The following is a 22,824-nucleotide window of genomic DNA, read 5'->3' as shown; positions in this document are numbered from 1 at the left end:
TCCTTTCCGGGTGACAAGATACATGCGCATGAATCGACATGCCAGTGGGTCGGATCTAGACTGCGAGGCGTGGCGAACACTCCTCTTGCCGACCGCTGGCTGTCCCTGGTGCGCGTCTGCGCGCTGATGAACCAGCGGATCGAGCGCACGCTGTCCGACGAGTTCGATCTCTGCGTGAGCGCCTACGAGATCATGGAGGTGCTCTGGGCGGAGCCGGAATGGATCCGCCCGGGCGAGGTCGCATCCCGCACCTCGCGCAGCCAGCCCCAGGTCTCGCGCCTGGTGACGCAGATGGTGCAGGCGGGGTACGTGGACCGCAAGCCCTCCCCGGGCGACGGCCGCGGCTCCCAGATCCGCCTCACCCCCGAGGGGCGGGAGGTCTTCCAGCGGGCCGCCGCGACCGTCGACGGGGATCTGAAGCAGCTCACCCACGAGCGCCCGGAGGCGCGCGCCTGGCTGAGCTGAGGCGCCGCCCGGCTGACCTGAGGCGCCGGCCGGCTGGTCGAGCCGAGCCGCGCGGCGTCAGGCGCCGGCCGCGCCCGCCAGAACGCGCTCGGTGAGCGGCCTCCCTTGTAGATCCGCGGTCCGTAGGCGTCCCGCAGGACCCGGTCCATGCCGTCGCCGCGGTGGAAGGCCTGGGCGCCGATCAGGGCCACCGCGGCGTCGGCGTTGTCGATGGCGGCGCGGTCGGCGACCAGCATGGCGACGGCCGGCTCGTAGGCCGGGGTCGGCAGGATGTTGTCGGCCTCGGCCACGGCGTCCGGGACCATGACGGACCACCGCAACCACGAGACGACGAAGGCCCGGACCGTGCGAGACGGTCCGGGCCTTCGTGAAGGCGGAGGATACGAGATTCGAACTCGTGAGGGGTTGCCCCCAACACGCTTTCCAATTCTCCCGAAGGCTGTCCGCCAAGGTTCACGCCCGTTCTGACCTGCGGTGGAGCGCACGGCTGGGCGGGAGCTGAACCTGGCCGGACGGGGGTGAATGAGACCAGAACTGAGACCAGGGCGCGCGCCTCTCTGGTGGTCTCGGGCTCTACTTGCCGTAGTGGTAACGGCATGCGATGACGCACAGGGTGTCGGCCTGCTCGTCAAGGATGTACACCAGACGGTGTTCCTGATCGATCCGGCGGGACCAGGCCCCGGCGAGCTCGTGCCGCAAGGGTTCGGGTTTGCCGATGCCCTCGTTGCCGTTCCGGCGGATGTCGTCGATCAGCAGGTTGACGCGCTTGAGGAGGCGGCGATCGTCGGCCTGCCAAGACAGGTAGTCGCTCCAGCCGCGCTCGGTGAACTGGACCTTCACGCGCTCTGCTCGGTGAGGTCTTCGGGGTCGATCAGTTCTCGGGCCACCGCACGGCCCTCCCGGTACTCCTGCAGGGAGCGGCGAAGGTGGTCGGCGTTGGCCGGGGAGCGCAGCAGGTAGTCGGTCTCGCGGAGCGATGCGTACTCGGCCAGCGAGACGACGACCAGCGGCTCGTGGCCGGCGCGTGTGATGACGAGCTCTTCGGCGTCGCTCTCGACGGCATCGAGCGCGGCGGCGAGATTGCCGCGGAACTCGGTGGCACTCATCGTCTTCATGTCGTACAGAATAATGTACGTCGACCGAGCGGGCCAGAGAGTGGACGACGAAGGCCCGGGCCGCGTGATGCGGTCCGGGCCTTCGTGAAGGCGGAGGATACGAGATTCGAACTCGTGAGGGGTTGCCCCCAACACGCTTTCCAAGCGTGCGCCCTAGGCCTCTAGGCGAATCCTCCGTGGGAGAGCTTAGTACATGTTTCGGGGTGCTCGCGACCAGCTATCCCGCAGGCAGGAGGTCGGGGTGGCCTGTGGATCGTCGGGGCCGGGATCCGGTAGTGTGGGGGTCAGCCCCTCGTGTGGCGTCATCTCTCTGAACCCCCCCAGGGCCGGAAGGCAGCAAGGGTAGGAGGGCTCTGGCGGGTGCACGGGGGGTCTTTGCGTTCCCGGGGCGTCCTGGTGGGGGCCGGGGGTGAAGGGGCGACGCGTTTGTCGGTCCGTCCCGATATCGTCGGTGGTGTGTCCCTAGCCCTGTACCGCCGCTACCGCCCCGAGACCTTCGCGGAGGTCATCGGGCAGGAGCACGTGACCGCTCCGCTCCAGCAGGCCCTGCGCAACAACAGGGTCAACCACGCGTACCTGTTCAGCGGGCCGCGCGGCTGTGGCAAGACGACGAGCGCGCGCATCCTGGCCCGTTGTCTGAACTGTGAGCAGGGGCCGACGCCGACGCCCTGCGGGGAGTGCCAGTCCTGTCGGGACCTCGCGACCGGCGGGCCCGGCTCGATCGACGTGATCGAGATCGACGCCGCCTCGCACGGTGGTGTGGACGACGCGCGCGAGCTGCGCGAGCGGGCCTTCTTCGCGCCGGTGCACAGCCGGTACAAGATCTTCATCCTGGACGAGGCGCACATGGTGACCTCGGCCGGCTTCAACGCGCTGCTCAAGGTGGTCGAGGAGCCGCCGGAGCACCTCAAGTTCATCTTCGCGACCACCGAGCCCGAGAAGGTGATCGGGACGATCCGGTCCCGTACCCACCACTACCCGTTCCGGCTGGTCCCGCCCGGCACGCTGCGCGACTACCTGGCGGAGGTCTGCGGCCGCGAGGGCATCCAGGTCGAGGACCCGGTGTTCCCGCTGGTGGTACGGGCCGGCGCGGGCTCGGTGCGTGACTCGATGTCGGTCATGGACCAGCTGCTGGCCGGTGCCGGCGAGGGCGGCGTCACCTACCAGATGGCGACCGCGCTGCTCGGGTACACCGACTCGGCGCTGCTGGACGAGGTGGTGGACGCCTTCGCCGCGCAGGACGGGGCGACGGTGTTCCAGGTGATCGACCGGGTGGTCGAGGGCGGCCACGACCCGCGCCGCTTCGTCACCGACCTGCTGGAGCGGCTGCGCGACCTGGTGATCCTCGCCACCGTGCCGGAGGCGGGGGAGAAGGGGCTGATCGACGCCCCGGCGGACCGGATCGCCGTGATGCAGGCGCAGGCGGACGCGTTCGGCGCGGCCGAGCTGAGCCGGGCGGCCGACATCGTCAACACCGGGCTGACCGAGATGCGCGGCAACGCGGCGCCGCGGCTCCAGCTGGAGCTGATCTGTGCCCGGGTGATGCTGCCGGGTGCGTACAGCGACGAGCTGTCGCTCCAGGCGCGCCTGGACAAGCTGGAGCGCCGGGCGGCCGCTGGCGGCTTCGCCGCGCCGGCCGGGATGGCGCCGATGGCCGGCGCGCCGATGTCCGCCGCGCCGATGCCCGCCGCGCCGATGCCCGCCGCATCGATGGCCGCCCCGTCGGTGGACGTGCCGACGGAGATGCCCGCCCCGGCGGCCGCCCCTGCCGTCGCGCCCGCCATGCCCGCCGCGTCGGCCATGCCCGCCGCGCCCGTCGCCCCGGCACCCGCCCCAGCGCAGGCGGCGACCCCGCCTCCGGCCCCCGCCGGGCCCGCCCCGGGTGCCTGGCCGATCCCCCGCAGCTTCCCGCCCGCAGGCGGCGCACCCGTCCAGCCGCCGCAGCAACCGCAACCGCAGACGGCCCCGCAGGCCGCCCCCACCCCGTCCCCGGCCCCGCCGACCGCCCCCCCGGCCCCCGCAGCCGCCCCCGGCGGCCAGCCGTCCGCGGCCGCCCAGCAGGGCGCGGCGCAGGTCCGGCAGCTGTGGCCGCAGATCCTGGAGGCGGTGAAGAACCGCCGCCGCTTCACCTGGATCCTGCTCAGCCAGAACGGTCAGGTGGCCGGGTTCGACGGCAGCACCCTCCAGGTCTCGTTCATCAACGCGGGCGCCCGGGACAGCTTCGTCGGCAGCAACAGCGACGACGTGCTGCGCCAGGCGCTGTCCGACGCGCTGGGCGTGGACTGGCGGATCGAGTGCATCGTCGACCCGTCCGGTGGCGGAGGTGGCGGAGGCGGCGGCACGGCCCCGACCGCTACCGCCTCGGCCGGTGGTGGCTGGGGAGCCCCGGCCCGTCCGGCGGCCGCCGCGCCGCCGATGGCCGCCCCCGCCCCGGCGCAGCCCCAGCCGCAGGTGCAGGCGCCCGCCCCGGTCCAGTCGCAGCCCAGGCCGTCGACCCCGGCCCCCGCGCCGGTGCAGGCCCCGCCGTCCGCTGCGCCGGTGCCCCCGGCCCGCCCGGTGCAGTCGGTGGCTCCGGAGGACGACATCCCGGAGGAGGACGACCCGGACCTCAACGAGGAGGCGTTCTCCGGCCAGGAGCTGATCATCCGCGAGCTGGGCGCCACGGTGCTGGAGGAGATCCACCACCGGGGCAACTGAGCGGCCCGGGCGGGCGAGCCCCTGCTCGGTCCCCACGGGCGGCCCCGGCCCCGTAGGCTCGGCGGTGACGAGCGAAGTACCGCGTGACAGCAAGGAGTGAGCCGTGTTCCCCGGTGGTGGTCAGCCCAACATGCAGCAGCTGCTCAAGCAGGCGCAGAAGATGCAGCAGGAGCTCGCGAAGGTCCAGCAGGAGCTGGCCGAGGCGAAGGTGAACGGTACGGCCGGCGGTGGCCTGGTCGAGGCGACGGTGACGGGCTCGGGCGAGCTGGTGGCGCTCACCATCGCCCCGGCCGCCGTGGACCCGGAGGACACCGAGACCCTGGCCGACCTGATCCTGGCGGCCGTCCGGGACGCGACCCAGGCGGCCCAGAAGATGCAGGCCGAGCGGATGGGCCCGCTCACCCAGGGCCTGGGCGGCGGCGGCATCCCGGGTCTGCCGTTCTAGAGTCTGTTCCAGGGCCTCCGGGTCCAAGAGGCCCTTCCGGGAGGCCCCTCCGGAGGGCTCTCCGGGACGTCCCTTCCAGGACGTTCCTCATGTGATTTCTGTGGGAGTCGGGCGTCGGCCGGTGTGTCCGGCGCCCGATTCGTTGGATGATGGCACCGGAGCACCTCCGACCAGGAGCACACCGACCATCCGAGGGAAGGCGCGACGTTGTACGAGGGCGTGGTTCAGGACCTGATCGACGAACTGGGCAGGCTGCCCGGCGTCGGGCCCAAGAGCGCCCAGCGGATCGCCTTCCACGTGCTGCAGGCCGACCCGGTCGACGTGCGCCGCCTCGCGCACGCGCTGCTGGAGGTCAAGGACAAGGTCCGCTTCTGCGTGGTCTGCGGCAACGTCGCGGAGGCCGAGCAGTGCCGGGTCTGCCTGGACCCGCGCCGTGACCTCGGTGTCATCTGCGTGGTCGAGGAGCCCAAGGACGTCGTCGCCATCGAGCGCACCCGCGAGTTCCGCGGCCGCTACCACGTGCTGGGCGGCGCGATCAGCCCCATCGAGGGCGTCGGCCCGGACGACCTGCGCATCCGCGAGCTGCTCACGCGCCTCGCGGACGGCACGGTCACCGAGCTGATCCTGGCCACCGACCCCAACCTGGAGGGGGAGGCGACCGCCACCTATCTGGCCCGGCTCTGCAAGCCGATGGGCCTGAAGGTGACCCGGCTGGCGAGCGGCCTGCCCGTCGGCGGGGACCTGGAGTACGCGGACGAGGTCACCCTCGGCCGCGCCTTCGAAGGGAGACGACTGCTCGATGTCTGACCGGACGATCAACCAGCAGCCCCACGGCCCGCAGCCCCAGCCGGGGCCGGAGGCCCGCGCCCCGCACACCCACGGCCCGCACACCCACGGCCACGGCTCCGAGCCCGACGACCTCGCCGTGCAGATCGCCGACTCGGTGGAGAGCTTCGTGCTCGCCGTCACCGAGGTCGCCAAGGGCGACGAACCGGGCAGCGCGGTCTCGCTGCTGCTCCTGGAGGTCTCGCAGCTGCTGCTGGCGGGCGGCCGGCTGGGCGCCATCGAGGACGTCGTCCCGGAGGACCGCTTCGAGCCCGACGCCGGGCCGGAGCCGGACGGTGAGCAGCTGCGCGAGCGTCTCGCCGAGCTGCTCGCGCCGATCGACGTCTACCACGAGGTCTTCGACCCGTACGGTCCGCCGGAGAAGCCGAACGCCTTCCGGATCTCGGACGACCTGGCCGGTGTGGTCAGCGAGCTCCAGCACGGTCTGACCCACTACCGCGAGGGCCGGGTCAGCGAGGCGCTGTGGTGGTGGCAGTTCTCGTACCTCTCCAACTGGGGCACGACCTGCACGGCGGTGCTGCGGGCGCTGCAGTCGCTGATCGCCCACGTCCGGCTGGACAGCCCGATCGGTGCGGCGCCGGACGGCGCGGACACCGACGACGACGGGCTCACCGACGAGCAGCTGGAGCAGCAGGCGGGCGACCTGATGGCGGCGGAACTCGGCCTCGGCCGGTAGGTCCGACGCCCGGCCGGCAGGTCCGACGCCGGCCGGTGGTCCGACGCCCGGCCGGTGGTCCCCAGCGGTCCGAGGCCGATTGTGACGAATGCCTCAGCGATCCGTCCGGAGAAGAAATCCGACCGCGGTGGTGGGCATTCGTCCGAGGATTCTGCGGAACCGCGCCGGATGCCCCGCAGACCTGCCGGTGGGACCCCTCGGGACCCTGCCCACTTGCTGAAACTGCCGTCTCATCATATGGATGGCACCGGGCGGAACACCCCTGCTCGGTAGACTGGCGCGGACCGCACCCCCCTCTCCCCAGGGGGGTACGGGGGCCTGGAGCCCCCGGAAAACGACACTAGTCGAGGAGCGCACGTGGGCCTTGTCGTGCAGAAGTACGGCGGCTCATCCGTTGCGGATGCCGAAGGCATCAAGCGCGTTGCCCGCCGAATCGTTGATGCCAAGAAGGCCGGCCATGAGGTCGTCGTCGTGGTGTCCGCGATGGGCGACACGACGGACGAGCTCATCGAACTCGCGGAGCAGGTGTCACCGCTCCCTGCCGGCCGTGAGTTCGACATGCTGCTGACCGCTGGAGAGCGCATCTCCATGGCGCTGCTGGCCATGGCGATCAAATCCCTCGGTCACGAGGCCCAGTCCTTCACGGGCAGTCAGGCCGGTGTCATCACCGACTCCGTCCACAACAAGGCGCGCATCATCGACGTGACGCCGGGCCGGATCCGCACCGCCCTGGACGAGGGCAACATCGCGATCGTGGCCGGCTTCCAGGGCGTGTCCCAGAGCAGCAAGGACATCACCACCCTGGGCCGCGGCGGCTCGGACACCACCGCCGTCGCGCTGGCCGCCGCGCTCAAGGCCGAGGTCTGCGAGATCTACACCGACGTGGACGGCGTGTTCACCGCCGACCCGCGCGTGGTGAAGAAGGCGCGCAAGATCGACTGGATCGCGTACGAGGACATGCTGGAGCTGGCCTCGTCCGGTTCCAAGGTGCTGCTCGACCGCTGTGTGGAGTACGCCCGCCGCTACAACATCCCGATTCACGTACGCTCGTCCTTCTCGGGTCTTCCCGGGACGATCGTCAGCAACGACAACCCGAACAAGCCCGAAGGGGGCGAGATGGAGCAGGCCATCATCTCCGGAGTCGCCCACGACACCTCCGAGGCCAAGGTCACGGTCGTCGGCGTCCCCGACAAGCCGGGCGAGGCGGCGCGCATCTTCCGCGCCATCGCCGACGCCGAGGTCAACATCGACATGGTGGTGCAGAACGTCTCCGCCGCGTCGACCGGCCTGACCGACATCTCCTTCACCCTGCCGAAGACCGAGGGCCAGAAGGCCATCGACGCGCTCGGCCGGGTCAAGGAGGGCATCGGCTACGAGTCGCTGCGCTACGACGACGCGATCGGCAAGATCTCGCTGGTCGGCGCCGGCATGCGCTCCAACCCGGGCGTCACCGCCACCTTCTTCGAGGCGCTGTCCGCCGCGGGCGTCAACATCGAGCTGATCTCCACCTCGGAGATCCGCATCTCGGTGGTCACCCGGGCCGACGACGTGCCGGAGGCGGTCCGCGCCGTGCACAGCGCCTTCGGCCTGGACAGCGAGAGCGACGAGGCCGTCGTCTACGGCGGCACCGGGCGATGACCCGGCAGCCGGGCAGGGGCCCCCGGAAGTGACCCGGCGGCCCAACCTCGCCGTCGTCGGCGCCACCGGCGCTGTCGGCGAGGTGCTGCTCGGCCTGCTCTCGCTCCGCCAGGACATGTGGGGCGAGGTCCGACCCGTCGCCTCCCCGCGCTCGGCCGGCCGTACGCCGCTGGTGCGCGGGGAGCCGGTCGAGGTCGTCCCGCTGGCCGAGGAGGCCTTCGCGGGGATCGACGTCGCCGTGTTCGCCGTCCCCGACGCGGTCTCCGCCCAGTGGGCGCCGATCGCGGCGGCCAAGGGCGTCGTGGTGGTCGACGACTCGGCCGCCTTCCGCACCGCGGGGGACGTGCCGCTGGTCGTCCCGGAGGTCAACGCGGCCGCGCTGCGGATCCGTCCGCGCGGCATCGTGGCCAGCCCGGCCGGCACCACCCTCGCGCTGGTGGCGGCGGTCGGCGCACTGCACGCCGAGTACGGGCTGGAACAGCTCGTGGTCGCCACCTACCAGGCCGCCAGCGGCGAGGGCCGGGACGGCGTGGCGGCGCTGCGCGAGCAGACCGCCCTGGTGGCCGGCACCGAGGTCGGCCGGCAGACCGGTGACCTGCGCGCGGTGATCACCGACGAGGGGCCGTTCGCCGCCCCGCTCGCCCTCAACGCCGTGCCCTGGACCGGCGGCCTGTGCGAGGGCGGCTGGTCCGCCCAGGAGCTGGGCCTGCGCGACGAGACCCGGAAGGTCCTCGGCCTGCCCGCCCTGCGGGTCTCGGCGACCTGCGTGCGCATCCCGGTCGTCCGCACCCACGCGCTGGCCGTGCACGCCCGCTTCGAGCGCGAGGTCAGCCAGGAGCACGCCCAGGACATCCTGCGCGAGACGCCCGGGGTGGTCCTCTACGACGACCCGGCGGCCGGGGAGTTCCCCACCCCGAACGACGTGGTCGGCACCGACCCGGTTTGGGCCGGGCGGGTGCGCCGGGCGCTGGACGAACCGGACGCGCTCGACCTCTTCCTCTGCGGCGACAACCTGCGCAAGGGCGCCGCGCTCAACCTGCTGCAGATCGCCGAGCTGGTGGCCGGCGAGCTGACGGTCGGCCTGGACTGACGGCCTGCCTGGACGGCGGTCGGCCTGGACTGACGGTCGGCCCGGACCGACGGCCCTCCCGACTGACGGTCGAGGAGCCCGGGGATCCGTCACCGGGCCGGTACCGAGGGCCCTTTGTGCCCGAGGATGTCCGGACCTGTGTCCGCTCCTCGACACAATCCGTCCGGAATCCCGTGGGAATCCCCTGGAGGCCGCTTCGGCCGATGCGGAAGAATGGGCCCCGGGCTGGGCAACCATGACAGGGGATCGAGTGTCCAACGGGCGTGGCGAACGTGATGGTGGGGGCAAGGACGGGCATCCCGGCGAGGGCCGTGGTGACCTTCCCGACGCGCGCCCCGTGGTCGTCGAGTAGGCCGGAAGAAGACCAGATGACGGCGGCCGCACCCGGTGCGGCGGACTCCGGTGCCGGTACCGACGCGGGTACCAGCGAGGACCTGCTCACCGCGACCTACCAGGCGCACTACCGATCCCTGCTGCGGCTCGCCGCGCTGCTCCTGGACGACCTCTCCACCTGCGAGGACGTCGTGCAGGAGGCCTTCATCCGGGTGCACGCCGCCCGGCGCCGGGTGCGCGAGCCCGAGAAGACCCTGGCCTACCTCCGGCAGACGGTGGTCAACCTGTCGCGCTCCACGCTGCGCCGCCGGATCCTCGGTCTGCGGCTGCTGCCGAAGCCCATGCCTGACATGGCCAGTGCAGAAGAAGGTGCCTACGATGCCCTGGAGCGCGACCAGCTGAAGGCTGCGCTGAAGGGTCTGCAACGCCGTCAGCGGGAGGTTCTGGTGCTGCGTTACTTCGTGGACATGACGGAGGCGCAGGTCGCCGAGACCCTGGGCATCTCACTCGGTTCGGTGAAGGCGTACGGCTCGCGCGGACTCGCCGCCCTCCGGATCCAGATGGAGGCCGGACATGGCTGACGGCGCCAGGCAGCGGCCCGAGGACGACGACGTACCCGGCCTGTCCGCCGAGGAACGGGCGTTGCGAGAGCTGATGCGGCACGCGGTGGCCGGGATCCAGCCCGGCGCCGGCGCCCTTCCCCGGATCCGGCAGGCCGTACCCCGGCGCCGGGCCGCCCGGCGCGGGGCCTGGACCGGCGCGGCCGCACTGGCCCTGGCCGTCGCGATCGCCCTGCCCCTACTCCACGAGGGCGACCACCTCGGGCTCTCCGGCGGGCCCGGATCCACGACCGCCGGCGGTGCGACCCTCGCGGCCCCCAGCGGCGCCGCGGTCGGCGGCGGAGCCACCGGCACCGGAGCGCACACCGGCACCGGCGGCGGCACCGCCTCCGTGCCGGGCGCCGGCAACGCCTCTCCCAGCCCCGGCGCGGACGCCACCCGCCCCGGCACAGCCACCCCCACCGCGGCCCCCGGCACCGGCGACAGCGGGATCCTCCCGCTCTGCACCCGGACGGACCTCGGCCAGGGCACCGTGAAGGTCGGTCCGGCGGACGCCCAGGGCCGGATCTACGGTTCCTTCACGGTGTACAACGTCTCCGGGCACAGCTGCCGCCTCGGCGGGCCCGGCGCGGTGACCGTCACCGACGTCAGCGGCACCGACCGCGGCCGGGTCCGCAACGTCGACCACGCCCAGGGCGACCCGGCGGCCGGCCTGCCGGCGATGGACGCCGAACCGCCGGTGCTCGCGCCGCAGGCGGGGTACCGGGTGCCGTTCGCATGGATCCCCGACCAGGGCTGCGGCTCCGGCGGCGCCACCACCGCGCCGAGCACCGGCACCAACCAGGCCTCCCTGACCACCCGGGCCCCCGCCGCCTCCGACGCCGCCCCGGCCTCCGGCGCCTCCGCCGCGCCGAGCGCCAACCCGCAGGCCAGCTCCTCGCCCACCTCCGGCACCACCTCCGCGCCGAGCCCGACGGCCACTCCGAGCGGCAACCCCACCCCCGCGCAGGCCACCGCCACCATCGCCCACACCCCGGCCCCCGGCAGCCCGGCGGCCGCGACGGCCTCGCTGTCGGTCGGGTGCGGCGGGACGCTCTACCGGGGCGGCGTGCAGCCGGTCGGCGGCTCCGCGGCCCAGCCGACCGGGACGCCCGCGGCGGGCTGAGCGGGCGCCCGCCCGGGCCGGCGCGGTGACCGGCGGCGGACCCTGTGGTCGGGAGCCGTGTGAGGAATGGTTACCGTGGGGGGTGTGTACCGGTTCCTCCTGACTCCGCGCTGGCTGGGCGGCACCGCCCTGGCGATGGCGGCCGTGGTGGTGTGCGTCTGGCTGGGCTCCTGGCAGCTCGGCCGGTTCGAGGACCGCGTCTCCACGCACCAGGAGACCAAGGCGTCGCTCACCGCTTCGGGTGACGCCCGGCCGATCGACGCGCTGCTCGGCCCGGCCACCCCGCAGGTGAGTACGGAGACCGTCGGCAAGCCCGTCACGGTGACCGGGACCTTCGACGCGGAACACCAACTCCTCGTCCCCAACCGGTTGCTGGACGGCAAGCAGGGCTACTACGTGCTCACTCCGCTGCGGACCGCCGACGGACACGCCGTCGCCGTGGTGCGGGGCTGGGCGCCCGGTGCCCCGTCCGGCTCCGCCCCCGCGGCCGAGGCCGCGCCCGGCGGACAGGTGACCGTCACCGGGCGGCTGCAGGCCAACGAGTCGGTCGGCAGCAACGGCGCGGTCGCGGGCGGACTGCCCGCCGGGCAGCTCGGCATGATCAACCGGGCCTCGCTGCTGAACGTGCTGGAGTACGACGGCTGGTACGACGGCTGGGTGGCCGCCGACCAGGTACCGGCCGGGCTGACCGCGGTCCCGACCGTGCAGCCCCAGGGCGGGGACGGGCTCACCCTGCGGGCGTTCCAGAACCTGGGCTACACCCTGGAGTGGTTCGTCTTCGGGGGTTTCGTCATCTTCATGTGGTTCCGCCTGATGCGCCGGGAGGCGGAGGCGGAGCAGGACCGGGCCCTGGGTCTGGACCCGGTCCTGGACTGACCGGCCCGCGACCGATCGGCCTGCGGCCGACCGGGTCGGCTGACCGCCTATCTGGACGGCTTGCCGGTCGGAGTGGGCAGCGGCTTGGCCGGGGTCGCGACCGGCGTCGGCACCACGGTCGGCGTCGGCGTCGGCGACTGCGACTGCGACTGTGAGGGGGCCGTGTCGTCGGCGCCCAGCGGGGCCGAGCCGCCACGGCAGTGGCCCTTGCCGACCACGGTGTTCGAGTCGTGGTGGTCGATGTGGTGGTGCGTGGTGCCGCCGCTCTTCGAACCGGACGAGCCCTTGGAACCGGACGAGCCCTTGGAGCCGCTCGAACCGTGCGAGCCGGACCGGCCGCGCTCGGCCGTGTCCTCCTCCCCGCCCGAGGACTCCGTCGGGTCCGCCTCGTACGACGCCCGAACGACGAGCGAACCGTCGACCGAGCGTCCGAGCGAGCCGTCGCCCAGTGCGCTCGCCTTCGTCGCCGAACCCGTCGGAGTGACGGACGGCGCGGCCGTCGCGGTGGCGGCCGCTGTCGGCGAGCCCGCCGTCGGCACGCCCGCCGCAGGGCCCGCCGGCCGCGGGGCGACCGGCGGCGGGCAGTCCGCCTCGTCGCCGTGCGAGCCCGAGCAGCCGCTGAGCACCAGCGCCCCGGCCACCGCCGCCCCCGCGAGCGCCAGCCGACGTCTCACCCGGCCCCTCCGGTGCTCCCGCCCGGAACGCCGAGGTGCCGCCGGACGAAGTCGATCTCCAGCCGCAGCTGCTTGATCCGCTCCTCCACCACCAGCGAGCCGTGCCCGGCGTCGAACCGGTACACCTCGTGCGGCTTGCCGAGCTGTTCCAGCCGCTCGACGTAGTTGTCGATCTGCCGGATCGGGCAGCGCGGGTCGTTGACCCCGGCGCTGATGTAGACCGGCACCCGCACCTGCTCGACGTAGGTCAGCGGCGAGGAGGCGGTGAAGCGCTCCGGGACCTCCTCCGGGGTCCCGCCGAAGAGCGTGCGGTCCAGCGACTTGAGCGCCTCCATCTCATCGGCGTACGCGGCGTGGTAGTCCGCGACCGGTACGGCGGCGACGCCCAGCGACCAGCTGTCGGGCTGCACGCCCAGGCCGAGCAGGGTCAGGTAGCCGCCCCAGCTGCCACCGGTGAGCACCAGCCGCCGCGGGTCGGCCAGGCCGCTGGAGAGCGCCCACTCCCGGACGGCCGCGATGTCCTCCAGCTCGATCAGGCCGACCCGCTCGTGCAGCGCGTCGGTCCAGGCCTGGCCGTAGCCGGTCGAGCCGCGGTAGTTGACCCGGACCACCGCGAAGCCGTGGTCCAGCCAGGCGGCCGGACCGGCCGCGAAGGAGTCGCTGTCGTGGTGGGTCGGGCCGCCGTGGATCTCGAACACGGTCGGGTACGGGCCCGGGCCGGCCGTGCGCGGGCGCTGCACCAGGGCGTGCACCCGCCCGCCGGGCCCGTCCACCCAGACGTCCTCGACCGGGACGGAGCCGGGCGGCACCGGCCCGGGCGCCCGCAGCACGACCGCCCCGGCGGTGGAGCGGACGGCGGACGGCTCGGCGGCGGAGGACCACAGGTACTCCACGGTGCCGTCCGGACGGGCGGTGGCGCCGCCCACGGTGCCGCGCGGGGTCTCCAGCCTGGTCAGCCGGCCGTCCGCGAGGGTGTACGTGAACAGCTCGCTGCGCGCCTCGTACTCGTGCTCGACCAGCAGCTCCGTGGCGCCCGGGCGCCACTGCGCGGAGACGTCGCCGGGCAGCTCGCGGCCCTGCTCGTCGCGCAGCGGGAGGGCGGTCTCGGCGCCGGTGGCGACGTCCCAGATCATCGGCTCCCAGCGGCCGGTGCGCTGGTGGGCGACCAGCAGCCGGGTGTCGCCCTCGACCGGGGCGAAGCCCAGGCAGGCGACGCCGCGCGGCTCGTCCCGGCCGGTGACCTCGTCCAGCTCGGCGACGGTCTCGACCCCGTCACCGGTGAGCCGGACGACCCGGATCGCGGAGTGCATGGCGTCGCCGTGCTCGGTGTGGTCGATGGCGAGCAGGGTGGCGTCGTGGCTGAGGTCGCCGACGCCGCCGTACTCCTCGTGCCGGTAGATCTCGACCGGCTCGGCCGCGCCCGGGCGGCGCAGGTGCAGGGTGGTGCCGTCCTCGTCGGTGGACCGGCCGACGACCACCGTGCCGTCGCGGCCGAGGGCCAGGCCCGCCGAGTAGGAGGGGGCGAGGCCGGGCACGGCCTCCTCGTCCGGGCCGCCCGCGAAGGGCTGACGGCGCCAGACGCCGAACTCGTCGCCGTCGTGGTCGTCGAACCACCAGACCCACTCGCCGTCCGGGGACAGCTCGGCGTCGGTGGTGCCGTTCGGGCGGTCGGTGACCCGGCGGTGGGTGCCGGTGGCCCGGTCCCAGGCGTAGACCTCGTAGGTGCCGGTCGCGTTGGACACGTACAGCGCCCGGTCGGGGGCGTCCTCGGCCCAGTCGGGCAGTGACACGCGTGCCGCCCGGAACCGCTGCTCCCACGCCGGTACGGTGCTCTTCTCCTCGCTCATCCGACCATCCAACCCGATCGGGGGGACGGAACGGAACGGGCGGGTGGGGGTTCACCCCCACCCGCCCCGGCTTCCGCCCCGTTCGCGTGCTGTGTTCACGAACGGCGCGGCAGCAGCCCGACCAGTCCCACCAGCACCAGCTCCAGCACCGCCAGCGCGCTCACGCTGCGGCCGAAGGCGGCGGCCGGGTCGCCGGCGCCGTAGTAGACCAGGCCGATCAGCGCGATCCCGACGGCCCCGCCGACCTGCTGCACGGTGGCCACCACCCCGGCCGCCGCCCCGGCCAGTCGGGGCTCGACGGCCGCCAGGGCGACGGTGGTGACCGGCGCGATCACCAGGCCCATGCCGAAGCCGTCGACGAACAGCCCGGGCGCCAGCCACCAGACGCTCGCGTCCGCCGCGTCGTGGGCGGCGAGGGCGAGCAGGCCCAGCCCCGCGGCCATCAGCAGCCCGCCGACGGTGATCGTGCGGCGCTCGCCGAGGCGGGCGGTGACCAGGTGGGTGGCGTTCGAGGTGAGCAGGTAGCCGAGGCCGATCGCGGTGAACACCACGCCGGAGCCCAGCGCGTCCAGCCCGCGGCCCAGCTGCAGGTGCAGGGCGAGGACCAGGAAGAAGGAGGCCTGGCCGAGCCAGAAGGCGAGCTGGGCGAGCAGCCCGGTGCGGAACGCGCCGCTGCGGAACAGCCGGGTGTCGACCAGGGGGCTGCCGTGGGCGGCGGTCGCGCGGTGCTGGTGGACGGCGAAGGCGGCGAGCAGGATGCCGGCGGCGGCGAGGCAGAGCACCGTCCACAGCGGCCAGTGGAGTCCGGGGCCCTGGATCAGCGGCAGCACCAGGGCGGTCAGCGCGACGGACACCAGCAGCACCCCGGCCGGGTCCAGGCCCGGCCGCTGCGGGGCGCGCGACTCCGGCAGGCAGCGGCGGACCGCGGCCAGGGCGGCCAGGCCGATCGGCAGGTTGATCAGGAAGCAGCTGCGCCAGCCGAGGCCCAGCAGGTCCGCGCGGATCAGCAGCCCGCCGATCAGCTGGCCGAACACCGCGCCGACGCCCATGGTCAGCCCGTACCGGGCGAAGGCCCTGGCCTGCGCTGCGCCGCTGAACGCCGTCCGCAGGATCGCCAGCACCTGCGGGCCCATCAGCGCGGCCGCCAGGCCCTGGGTGACCCGGCCGCCGACCAGCGCGGCGGCGGTCGGGGCGAGGCCACAGCCCGCAGAGGCGAGGGTGAACAGGGCCAGGCCGAGCGCGAACACCCGGCGGCGGCCGTAGCGGTCGCCGAGCCGTCCGGCGGTGACCAGCCCGACGGCGATCGCCAGGCCGAACCCGGCCATCACCCACTGGACGGCCGCCGGGCCGGCACCCAGGTCGGCCTGGACGGAGGGGACGGCGACGTTGACGACGAAGGTGTCGAGGGCGGTCATGAAGGTGGCGGTCAGGACGACCGGCAGCAGGCCCCTGGGGGCGGTGGGCTGCTCCGTCGGGGCGGCGGCCGGGGCTTCTTCCGGGGCCTCCGGGGCTCCCTCGGGCCACCGGGCGTCCAGGGCGGTGCTCATCTCGGGCTTTCCTCCATCGGGCTCTCGTCCAGGGGGCTCGGGGTCATCGGGCTCTCGTCCAGGGGTGGGGCGCCGCCGTGGGGGGTGCGGCGCCCCGGTCGAAGGGTTCGCGGGCCGCTCAGGCGCCCGGCACGCGGTCCAGGAAGCCGTGCACGGTGGCGATCCGCCCCTCCGGAGTGGCCGCCAGCACGTCGAAGCCGATCACCACCGGCTCGGCGCCCGCCGGGCCGAGGTTCCAGGTGAACCGGGCGATGTCGTGGTGGGCGTCCACCGGGCCGAGGGTGAACTCCAGCCCGGGGAACTGGGCCTGGGCCGCGCCGATCAGCGCGTCGATCGCGTCCCGGCCGACCACGGCGGCCAGCGGGTCGGTGTAGCGGCCGTCCTCGGCCCACACCTCGTCGACCAGCTTGCGGCGGGCCGCCGGGTCGGTCTCGTTCCACACCGCGAGGTAGCGCTCGGCGAGCTGCTGGAGGGTGGCGGCGGTGATCTCGGTCATGGTCATCTCCCGTGTCCCGGTGGGTGGTTGGCGGGTCGTTCCCGCTGCTCACAAAGGTAGGGACGGACGGCCGCGGGCGAATCGGTCACGTATCCGTACCCGCCTACGTAGGTATCGCGCCCGGGTGCCGGCGGGCGGCTCGGTAGGGTCGGGGCATGCTGCACGGGAGGGAACACGAACAGGCCGCCGTCGACGGCCTGTTGGCGCGAGCACGGGACGGACGCAGCGGGGCGCTGCTGCTCCGCGGCGAGGCGGGGATCGGCAAGACCGCCCTGCTGGACGACGCCGTCGCACGGGCCGGGCAGGGCTTTCGGGTGATCCGGGTCGCGGGCGTCGAGTACGAGGCCGAACTGCCCTTCGCCGGGCTGAGTCTGCTGCTGGCGTCCGGACTGGACCGACTGGACGTGCTGCCGGGGCCGCAACGGCGGGCCCTGGAGGCGGCGTTCGGCCTCGGCGACGGATCGGCCGGTACAGGGGCGGAACCGCCCGGCGGTCCCGCCGACCGGCTGCTGGTCGGCCTCGCCACCCTCGGCCTGCTCGCCGAACTCGCCGCCGAGCGACCACTGTTGTGCGTGGTCGACGACGTGCAGTGGCTCGACAAGGCCTCCCTGGACGCCCTGCTGCTGGCCGCCCGACGCCTCCAGGCCGAAGGCGTCGCCCTGCTGCTCGCCGCCCGCACCGAGGGCGGCGCCCCCGACGAGCGCCCACTCGGCCTGCCCGAACTGCGGGTGGCCGCCCTGGCCGAGACCGCCGCCACCCGGGTGCTGACCGAGCGGGCCGGCCCCGACCTGCCCGCCGCCGTCCGTGACCGGCTGCTCGCCGAGGCCGCCGGGAACCCGCTCGCCCTCACCGAACTCCCCGTCCCCACCGGTCCGCAGACGAACACCGCGGGCGGTCTGCCGCTCACCAGCCGGCTGCTGATCACCTTCCACGGTCAGGTCACCGGGCTGCCCCCGGCCACCCAGACCCTGCTGCTGGTCGCCGCCGCCGAGGAGAGCGGCGAACTCGACGTCGTACTGCCCGCCGCCTCCGCGCTCGGCGTCGGGGCCGAACACCTCGCCCCCGCCGAGGAATCCGGCCTGGTCACCGTCACCCCGGACCGCCGGATCGCCTTCCGGCACCCGCTGCTGCGCTCCGCCATCCTCCAGCGCGCCCCGCACCACCAGCGGCTGACGGCCCACCGCACCATCGCCGAGGCGCTCCCCGAGGGCGACCGCCGCACCTGGCACCTCGCCCTCGCCGCCACCGCCCCCGACGCCGCCCTCGCCGACGCGCTGGAGCGCACCGCCGTCCGCACCGGGCGGCGCGGCGGCCACGGCGGTGCGGCCGCCTACGAACGGGCCGCCCGGCTCACCCCCGACCGCGACGGCGCCACCCGCCGCCTCGTCCTGGCCGCCGAAGCCGCAACCGAGGAAGGCGAGTTGGCGCGCGCCGAAGCCCTCGCCGAGGAGGCCTCCGCCCGTACCGACAACCCCTTGGCCCACGCCCTGCTGGACCACGTCCGGGCCACCGCGCACTTCTGGCGCGGCTCGTACCCGACGGCCTACCGGCTGCTGCTCGACGCCGCGGTCGCCGTGGACCGCGCCGCCGCGGACGGCACCGCCGTGGACGGCTCCGCCGTCGAGCCCGCCCACGCCGCCCGGATGCTGTTCCAGGCCTTCCACGCCGCCTGGTACGCGGGGGAGGAGTCGGTGGCCGACGTGCTCGACCGGCTCGCCGCCCTCCCGCTGGCCACCGACGACCCCGTCGCGCCCCTCGCCCGCTACCTGCCCGCCGCCGTCCTCCCGGCCCTCGGCCGTCCCGCCGCCGCCCTGCCGGCCGCCCGCGAGGCCGTCGAAGCCGCCCGCCGCGCCGGCGCCGAGAGCCCCGCCGACCTGGTCCAACTCTGCGGCGCCACCCTCGTCCTCGGCCGCGACGAGGAGACCGTCGACCTCGCCGGCGAACTGATCGCCGAGGCCCGCGCCAAGGGCACCCTCGGGGTGATGCCCACCCTGCAGTTCTTCCTCGCCGAGGCCGAGCTCTTCCACGGCCGCCACGCCGACGCCGAACTCACCGCCACCGAGGCGCTCGGCCTCGCCCAGGACACCGGCCAGCACCAGTGGGTCAGCCAACTCAGCGCACTGCTCGCCTACCTGGCCGCCCTCGACGGCCGCGCCGACCGCTGCACCGAACTGGCCACCACCGCCCTCGCCACCACCGGCCCGCAGACCGCCGCCCCCGCCGCCGGCCACCCCTGGGTCCAGTGGGCACTCGCCCTGCTCGACCTCGGCCAGGGCCGCGCGGCCGGCGCCGCCGACCGCCTCCACGCCCTCACCACCGGCCCGCACCGCCACCACGTCAGCGCCACCAGGGCCGTCCCCGACCTGGTCGAGGCCGCCGTCCGCCTCGGCACCCCGGACCGCGCCGCCGAACCCTACGAACGCTTCGCCCGCTGGACCGCCGCCGCCGACCGCCCCTGGGCCGAAGCCCTACGCCTGCGCTGCCAGGCCCTGCTCGGCCCCGACGAACTCGCCGAAGGCGCCTACCTCGCCGCCCTCGACCTCCACGCCACCACTCACCGCCCCTTCGAACACGCCCGCACCTCCCTCCTCTACGGCGAATGGCTCCGCCGCACCCGCCGCCGCACCGACGCCCGCCCCCACCTCACCGCCGCCCTGGAAACCTTCGACCGCCTCGCCGCCCAGCCCTGGTCCACCCGCGCCCGCACCGAACTCTCCGCCACCGGCACCCCCGCCCCCCAGGCCCCCGTCACCCCCCTGAACTCCCTCACCCCTCAGGAACTCCAGATCGCCCGCCTCGCCGCCCAGGGCCTCACCAACCGCGACATCGCCGCCCAGCTCTTCCTCAGCCCCCGCACCGTCGCCCACCACCTCTACAAGGCCTACCCCAAGCTCGGCATCACCTCCCGCACCGCCCTGCCCACCGTGTTCTGACCGCTCAGCCGGGGAGCACCAGCCGGTAGCGGCAGACCAGGAAGCCCGACCGCCCCCTCTCGAACCAGCACTCCTCGACCCGGAACAGTCCCCCGTACCGGTACGCGGGCCTCCGCCCGCCCCCTTCGGCCCGGACGACCCGCACCGGCCTCCCGGTGGTCATGCTGGTCACCAGGGCGGCGTTGCCCCGTTCGAACCTCTGGTGCTCGACCTGCCGGTCCGTGTCGGGGCCACGGCCGCCCTGGCCGGTGAAGACGATCTCGTCGCCGTGGTCCCGGTCGTCCTCGTACCCGCCGGACACGAGGACGGACTCGGCTCCGCGCTCCCGGATGCCGCAGATGCCCGCCTGCAGCGGCCGGTGCACCCGGGCGTCGGCGAGCGCCCGCCGATTCGCGAACGCCTGCCCGACCACCACCCCCGGCACGGCCCCGAAGCCGTCGAAGCCGTTGGACGCGAGGGAAGTGAAGTCGTTCGACAAGGCCCCGGACCTCCCAGGTGGCGGGCGTCACTGCCGGGCGGGTGCTGCCCGGTTCAACGGGGATTCTTCCGGACACGACGTCAGCGGGCCCGTCGGATCTCTCCGACGGGCCCGCTGCACCGGGGGCCGAGGCGGCGGGATTCGAACCCACGGCCTCTTCGTCCCGACTGGCTCGTACCGGTTGCGGTCAGGCGACTCCGACCTGCCGAACCGGCCCGAGACCGTGATCCGGGAGCAGGCGCTCGCCGCCCGCCGGCGGATGTGTCCCCCCTCACCCGCGGCCGTCCTCGACGCCTTGCTGAAGGGGGGTCAGTGGAAGCCGCGCCGGAGCGGCCTTCCATGATCCTTCCGGCTCACTCCCCAGCGGCCCCAAGGGAGTCGAAAAACCAGTCAGGGCCGGTCTCCCTTGCGGGAGACCGGCCCTGAGCTGGTCCTACTGGGTCGGGGTGGCGGGATTTGAACCCACGGCCTCTTCGTCCCGAACGAAGCGCGCTACCAAGCTGCGCCACACCCCGGTCTTTCTGTTTGTCGCTCCGTCTCCTTCGCGACGAGTAGAACTCTACCGGACGCTCGCCGAGACACGAAATCCGGTTTCGGGCGGGCGTCCGGTCGGGTCAGCGGGGGGTGGGGGTGAGGGTGAGGAGGGTGGCCTCCGGGGGGCAGGCGAAGCGGACCGGGGTGTAGCGGTTGGTGCCGCAGCCTGCGGAGACGTGGAGGTAGGAGCGGTGGCCGCCGGCCCGGTGGGTGGAGAGGCCCTTGACCCGGCGGGTGTCGAGGTCGCAGTTGGTGACCAGGGCGCCGTAGAAGGGGATGCAGAGCTGGCCGCCGTGGGTGTGGCCGGCCAGGATCAGCGGGTAGCGGTCGGCGGTGAAGGCGTCGAGGACGCGCAGGTAGGGCGCGTGGACGACGGCGAGGGAGAGGTCGGCGTCGGCGGAGGGGCCGCCGGCGACCTCGGCGTAGCGGTCGCGGCGGATGTGGGGGTCGTCGAGGCCGGTGAACTCCATGTCGAGGCCGTTGACGGTGAGGCGGCCGCGGGTGTTGGTCAGGTCGAGCCAGCCGGCCGCGTCGAAGCCGTCGCGGAGCTTCTCCCAGGGGTTGTGGACGGCGCCGCTGATGCCGCGGTTGCCGGTGCCGTCGGGGTTGTTCATCCCGTGGACGCCGCTGCGCATGGCCTGGAGGTAGCGGGCCGGGTTCTTGCGGGCCGGGCCGTAGTAGTCGTTGGACCCGAAGACGTAGACGCCGGGGAAGTCCATGAGCGGCCCGAGCGCGTCGAGGGTGGCCGGGACGCCGAGCGGGTCGGAGAGGTTGTCGCCGGTGTTGACCACCAGGTCGGGGCGCAGGCCGGCCAGGCTCTTCAGCCAGCGCTGCTTCTTGCCCTGCCCGGTCACCATGTGGATGTCGGACACCTGGAGGATCCGGACGGGCTTGGCGCCGTGCGGCAGGACGGGGACCTCGACCCGGCGGAGCCGGAAGGCACGCACCTCGTACCCGACGGAGTAGGCGAGGCAGGCGGCGCCGGCGGCGGCGACACCGAGGGGAACGGAGTACAGCGGTCGCATCAGTCCATGCTCTCAGACGGTGGATCAGCTGGTGAACGTCCGGTGGCCCGCTGCGGGCACGGCCCCCGCGTCGGGCTCCTCGGACTCCCGCCGGGCGCGCAGGGCCCGGATCTTGTTGCGGTTGCCGCACCGCTCCATCGAGCACCAGCGCCGCCGCCCGGGCCGCGAGGTGTCGACGAAGACCAGCTGGCAGTTGTGCGCCCCGCACTCCCGGATCCGGTCCGCGTACGGGCCGGTGAGCAGGGCGATGGCGTCCCGGGCGAGGGTGGAGACCAGCTGGGCCCCGTCGGCGGGCAGCGGGGCGGCCGCGGTGCCGTCCGGGGCGATCTGCGGGACGAGCGGCGGGTGGGCGGCGGCCCGGTTGAGGGTGGCGTGGTCCGCCGCGGGGCCGGCCGTGCCGTGGGCGCGGGCGGCGGCCAGCCGCCAGAGGGCGTCGCGCAGGGTGCGGGCGTCGGCGAGCTGCTCGGCGGTGATCCGTACGGCTCCGGCGGGCAGCCCCAGCCGGGAGAGGGGGAGCCAGTCGGCGAGGTCGGACGGGTGGTGCAGGGCCTCGTAGCGGGCGAGGTCGCCGGGGCCGCCGGTGGTGAGCAGTTCGAGGCAGAGCGCGCCGGGGTCGAAGAGGAAGCTGCTGCCGCCCGGAGTGCTGAGGACCAGGCCGGGGGCGCGGTCCGGTGCTCCGTCTCGATCAGTCATGTAACCAGGTTAAGTGGTTACTGGTCGGGGCGCGGGCCCCGGCGCTTAATGGCAAGCGACCGAACGGCGCAGGTGGGAGACTCATGGCCATGACGACGCTCAAGGCGCAGCTGCAGGAGGACCTCACGGCTGCCATCAAGGACCGGGACGAGCTGCGCTCGTCCACCATCCGGCTCACGCTGTCCGCCGTCACCAGCGAGGAGGTGGCGGGTGACGAGAAGCGCGAGCTGTCCGACGACGAGGTGCAGCGGGTGATCGCCCGCGAGGCGAAGAAGCGCCGCGAGGCGGCCGAGGCCTTCGACAAGGCCGGCCGGGTCGACCAGGCCGCGCGGGAGCGCGCCGAGGGCGAGGTGCTGGCGGGGTACCTGCCCAAGCAGCTGTCGGACGAGGAGCTGGCCGCGATCGTGGCCGCCGCCGTGGCTGAGAGCGGGGCGAGCGGCCCGCAGGCGATGGGTGCCGTGATGAAGCTGGTCAAGCCGAAGGTGGACGGTCTGGCCGAGGGCGGCCGGGTGGCCGCCGCGGTGAAGGCCGCGCTGGCCTGAGCGGGAAGCGCAGCACGCCGCCGCACCGGCCCGGCGACCCGCCGCCGCACCGACCGGCCGACCCGCCGGCACGCCGAAGGGGCGCCCCCCGGAAAGATCCGGAGGGCGCCCCTTCGCCGTTCGTGCGGGTGAGGAGCGGGGCGGCCCCG

At 74.1% G+C, this 22,824-nt stretch carries 21 protein-coding genes, 2 tRNA genes, 1 other RNA gene and 1 pseudogene; 13 read left to right on the top strand and 12 right to left on the bottom strand.

Features of this window, described 5'->3' with window-relative positions; translation table 11 throughout:
• The first annotated feature begins 69 nt into the window (after positions 1 to 69).
• Entirely contained in the window at positions 70 to 465 is a 396-nt protein-coding gene (locus ACIRVF_RS15480; RefSeq protein ID WP_402817029.1) for a MarR family winged helix-turn-helix transcriptional regulator, read from the top strand.
• Between the two features lie 113 nt (positions 466 to 578).
• Here ACIRVF_RS15480 and ACIRVF_RS15475 read toward each other — a convergent pair.
• The 4 genes and pseudogenes from ACIRVF_RS15475 to ACIRVF_RS15460 form a co-directional block, all read right to left on the bottom strand.
• A pseudogene (locus ACIRVF_RS15475) lies at positions 579 to 770 on the bottom strand (acyl-CoA dehydrogenase family protein); the annotation flags it as partial.
• A gap of 268 nt (positions 771 to 1,038) precedes the next feature.
• Complete coding sequence (locus tag ACIRVF_RS15470; RefSeq protein ID WP_380369816.1) at positions 1,039 to 1,305, bottom strand: Txe/YoeB family addiction module toxin; 267 nt, start codon at positions 1,303 to 1,305, stop codon at positions 1,039 to 1,041.
• Complete coding sequence (locus tag ACIRVF_RS15465; protein WP_402817026.1) at positions 1,302 to 1,580, bottom strand: type II toxin-antitoxin system Phd/YefM family antitoxin; 279 nt, start codon at positions 1,578 to 1,580, stop codon at positions 1,302 to 1,304. Before ACIRVF_RS15465 ends, ACIRVF_RS15470 begins: the two co-directional genes overlap by 4 nt.
• Before the next feature lie 91 nt (positions 1,581 to 1,671).
• Positions 1,672 to 1,756: transfer RNA gene (locus tag ACIRVF_RS15460), tRNA-Ser, on the bottom strand.
• A gap of 110 nt (positions 1,757 to 1,866) precedes the next feature.
• Here ACIRVF_RS15460 and ffs point away from each other — a divergent pair.
• The 10 genes from ffs (at position 1,867) to ACIRVF_RS15410 (ending at position 11,906) form a co-directional block, all read left to right on the top strand.
• Positions 1,867 to 1,957, top strand: an RNA gene (gene ffs / locus ACIRVF_RS15455) — signal recognition particle sRNA small type.
• A gap of 79 nt (positions 1,958 to 2,036) precedes the next feature.
• Positions 2,037 to 4,277: a DNA polymerase III subunit gamma and tau gene (locus tag ACIRVF_RS15450; protein WP_402817024.1), complete on the top strand. Its 2,241-nt coding sequence runs from the start codon at positions 2,037 to 2,039 to the stop codon at positions 4,275 to 4,277.
• Between the two features lie 103 nt (positions 4,278 to 4,380).
• Complete coding sequence (locus tag ACIRVF_RS15445; RefSeq protein WP_402817022.1) at positions 4,381 to 4,722, top strand: YbaB/EbfC family nucleoid-associated protein; 342 nt, start codon at positions 4,381 to 4,383, stop codon at positions 4,720 to 4,722.
• 207 nt (positions 4,723 to 4,929) lie between these two features.
• Positions 4,930 to 5,529, top strand: coding sequence for a recombination mediator RecR (gene recR, locus ACIRVF_RS15440; RefSeq protein ID WP_402817020.1), 600 nt, complete (start codon positions 4,930 to 4,932; stop codon positions 5,527 to 5,529).
• Positions 5,522 to 6,244 carry a DUF5063 domain-containing protein gene (locus ACIRVF_RS15435; protein WP_402817018.1) on the top strand — a complete coding sequence of 241 codons (723 nt, stop codon included), beginning with the start codon at positions 5,522 to 5,524 and terminating at the stop codon, positions 6,242 to 6,244. Before recR ends, ACIRVF_RS15435 begins: the two co-directional genes overlap by 8 nt.
• A gap of 357 nt (positions 6,245 to 6,601) precedes the next feature.
• Positions 6,602 to 7,882, top strand: coding sequence for an aspartate kinase (locus tag ACIRVF_RS15430; RefSeq protein ID WP_030288196.1), 1,281 nt, complete (start codon positions 6,602 to 6,604; stop codon positions 7,880 to 7,882).
• Between the two features lie 28 nt (positions 7,883 to 7,910).
• Positions 7,911 to 8,972 (top strand): aspartate-semialdehyde dehydrogenase, encoded by a 1,062-nt coding sequence (locus tag ACIRVF_RS15425; RefSeq protein ID WP_402817016.1) that lies wholly within the window; start codon positions 7,911 to 7,913, stop codon positions 8,970 to 8,972.
• Between the two features lie 368 nt (positions 8,973 to 9,340).
• Positions 9,341 to 9,886: a SigE family RNA polymerase sigma factor gene (locus ACIRVF_RS15420; RefSeq protein WP_270145977.1), complete on the top strand. Its 546-nt coding sequence runs from the start codon at positions 9,341 to 9,343 to the stop codon at positions 9,884 to 9,886.
• Positions 9,879 to 11,030 carry a hypothetical protein gene (locus tag ACIRVF_RS15415; protein WP_402817013.1) on the top strand — a complete coding sequence of 384 codons (1,152 nt, stop codon included), beginning with the start codon at positions 9,879 to 9,881 and terminating at the stop codon, positions 11,028 to 11,030. Before ACIRVF_RS15420 ends, ACIRVF_RS15415 begins: the two co-directional genes overlap by 8 nt.
• Before the next feature lie 84 nt (positions 11,031 to 11,114).
• Entirely contained in the window at positions 11,115 to 11,906 is a 792-nt protein-coding gene (locus ACIRVF_RS15410; RefSeq protein ID WP_402817010.1) for an SURF1 family protein, read from the top strand.
• A gap of 47 nt (positions 11,907 to 11,953) precedes the next feature.
• On the opposite strand, the gene ACIRVF_RS15405 is transcribed toward ACIRVF_RS15410, so the two are convergent.
• From ACIRVF_RS15405 to ACIRVF_RS15390, 4 genes are all read right to left on the bottom strand, one after another.
• A complete protein-coding gene (locus ACIRVF_RS15405; protein ID WP_402817008.1) occupies positions 11,954 to 12,580 on the bottom strand; it encodes a hypothetical protein in 627 nt (208 codons plus the stop codon).
• Positions 12,577 to 14,427, bottom strand: a complete 1,851-nt coding sequence (locus ACIRVF_RS15400) for a S9 family peptidase (RefSeq protein ID WP_402817006.1) — start codon at positions 14,425 to 14,427, stop codon at positions 12,577 to 12,579. Before ACIRVF_RS15400 ends, ACIRVF_RS15405 begins: the two co-directional genes overlap by 4 nt.
• A 95-nt stretch (positions 14,428 to 14,522) precedes the next feature.
• Positions 14,523 to 15,974: an MFS transporter gene (locus ACIRVF_RS15395; RefSeq protein WP_402817004.1), complete on the bottom strand. Its 1,452-nt coding sequence runs from the start codon at positions 15,972 to 15,974 to the stop codon at positions 14,523 to 14,525.
• Positions 15,975 to 16,092: 118 nt separating this feature from the next.
• A complete protein-coding gene (locus tag ACIRVF_RS15390; RefSeq protein ID WP_402817002.1) occupies positions 16,093 to 16,470 on the bottom strand; it encodes a nuclear transport factor 2 family protein in 378 nt (125 codons plus the stop codon).
• Positions 16,471 to 16,625: 155 nt separating this feature from the next.
• Between ACIRVF_RS15390 and ACIRVF_RS15385 the strand changes: the two genes are divergently transcribed.
• Positions 16,626 to 19,403, top strand: a complete 2,778-nt coding sequence (locus ACIRVF_RS15385) for an AAA family ATPase (RefSeq protein ID WP_402817000.1) — start codon at positions 16,626 to 16,628, stop codon at positions 19,401 to 19,403.
• A 4-nt stretch (positions 19,404 to 19,407) separates the two neighbouring features.
• Here ACIRVF_RS15385 and ACIRVF_RS15380 read toward each other — a convergent pair whose 3' ends face one another.
• From ACIRVF_RS15380 to ACIRVF_RS15365, 4 genes are all read right to left on the bottom strand, one after another.
• Entirely contained in the window at positions 19,408 to 19,881 is a 474-nt protein-coding gene (locus tag ACIRVF_RS15380) for a YDG/SRA domain-containing protein (RefSeq protein ID WP_402816998.1), read from the bottom strand.
• Between the two features lie 441 nt (positions 19,882 to 20,322).
• Positions 20,323 to 20,396 (bottom strand) — tRNA-Pro (locus ACIRVF_RS15375).
• 99 nt (positions 20,397 to 20,495) lie between these two features.
• On the bottom strand, positions 20,496 to 21,440 hold the full coding sequence (locus ACIRVF_RS15370) for a metallophosphoesterase (RefSeq protein ID WP_402816996.1): 945 nt from the start codon (positions 21,438 to 21,440) through the stop codon (positions 20,496 to 20,498).
• 24 nt (positions 21,441 to 21,464) lie between these two features.
• Entirely contained in the window at positions 21,465 to 22,133 is a 669-nt protein-coding gene (locus ACIRVF_RS15365; protein ID WP_402816994.1) for a CGNR zinc finger domain-containing protein, read from the bottom strand.
• Between the two features lie 89 nt (positions 22,134 to 22,222).
• On the opposite strand from ACIRVF_RS15365, the gene ACIRVF_RS15360 reads away from it, so the two are divergent.
• Complete coding sequence (locus ACIRVF_RS15360; protein WP_402816992.1) at positions 22,223 to 22,675, top strand: GatB/YqeY domain-containing protein; 453 nt, start codon at positions 22,223 to 22,225, stop codon at positions 22,673 to 22,675.
• Positions 22,676 to 22,824: the final 149 nt, after the last annotated feature.

Origin of the sequence: Kitasatospora sp. NPDC101157 (genome assembly GCF_044768255.1) — a bacterium.
GTDB lineage: Bacteria > Actinomycetota > Actinomycetes > Streptomycetales > Streptomycetaceae > Kitasatospora.
The sequence above is the reverse complement of the archived record's forward strand: the minus strand, read 5'-3'. Positions and strand labels throughout refer to the sequence as shown.